At 62.0% G+C, this 1,312-nt stretch carries 1 protein-coding gene; it reads right to left on the reverse strand.

Annotated elements, in window-relative coordinates; genetic code table 11:
- Positions 1–54: 54 nt before the first annotated feature.
- Positions 55–1,209 (reverse strand): IS481 family transposase, encoded by a 1,155-nt coding sequence (locus EDE08_RS38150; protein WP_245525010.1) that lies wholly within the window; start codon positions 1,207–1,209, stop codon positions 55–57.
- Positions 1,210–1,312 lie beyond the last annotated feature (103 nt).

Here is a 1,312-nt window from a genome sequence, read left to right on the forward strand (position 1 = left end):
TGTCCAGCGGATGGATGGGTAACAAACCAGACCGGATGGATAGGTAACAGTCGTTCATGGTTCGGTCCGCTGCGGCGCTGCGCTAGCGCAGCGCCGCAGCGTTGATGTTTTCTGGTCGATGATGCCGATCGGCATGTTGAAGAAGCGCACTTGCCATTGCCCCTCGGCGGTTTCCTCCACGGCAACTGTTTCACCAGCGAGAGCGCTGCAAAGATGGATGAGCTCGCCACGCCATTTGATCTCGCCGTTGGAGCGAACCTGGCGCACTGCCGCTCCGACCGGATAATTCGGCTCCGGAAGCCGACTGGGCATCGCACGAGGGGAAGCCTTGTAGACGCTGGCAGGTGGACGCTGCCCAAGTGCCTCATGCGGCCGTTCTTCGTTGTAGTCGCGCATAAATGCTGCGAACCGACGGGCTTGCGCGGCCTTGGTCGGCGGCGGTGGCCGCATGGCCTCCAGAAGCGTGAGGTGGAAACGCTCGTGTCGGCCATTCTGCTGCGGATGGCCGGGATCAATCCGTTCATGGCAGATGCCAAGCTTGATCCACCATACCGACAGCGCGGTCAGACCAGTGATCCCAGTCGAGGCGAACGGCGAGCCGTTGTCGGAGCGGATGATCTGCGGCAAGCCGTACTCGCGAAACGCCCGTTCCAGCAGGGGTTGGCACTCGGCATATTGCGTGCTGCTCGTTGCCGCCAAGCTAATCAAATAGCGGCTGAAGCCATCGGTCATCGTGAAGGGCTCAACGCGAGATCGGTCGCCCAGCCGGATCCAGCCCTTGTGATCGAGGGCCCAGACATGGTTGGCATGCTGAGGCACTGTCAGTTGTCCCATACGCGGCGGCGCTCGTCGCCGGACCCGACGGCTGTTCACCAGTCCAGCCCGCTTGAGAATCTCGCCTGCCGTCGAGGCTGACGGCCAATCGACATCCCCTTGACGGACCTCTAGCTTGCTGACGATCTTGCGCGGTCCCCAGCTCGGCCGCTCGAGCCGCAGCCCGACAATCGCATCCACAATGTGCTGCGGCGTCGCTCGCCCATGCACTCGCGCGGCATGGGAACGATCCTCAAGCCCGCTAGGCCCCTCCAACCGGTAGCGGTCCAGCCACTTGTAACCGGTCTTGCGGCTGATCTCGTAGCGCTCGCAGAGCTCTGTCATCGTCCACAAGCCGCTTCGCTGATCCGCTATGAAATCAACCCTCAGGTCCACTGTACAGCTCTCCCGCCAAGGCATCGGCTGATCCTCCCAGCCGACAGAGAACTGTCACCCATCCATCCGGTCTACTGTGTTACCTATCTATCCGGTCTGGACA

This window comes from Bradyrhizobium sp. R2.2-H, assembly GCF_004346455.1.
GTDB lineage: Bacteria > Pseudomonadota > Alphaproteobacteria > Rhizobiales > Xanthobacteraceae > Bradyrhizobium > Bradyrhizobium diversitatis.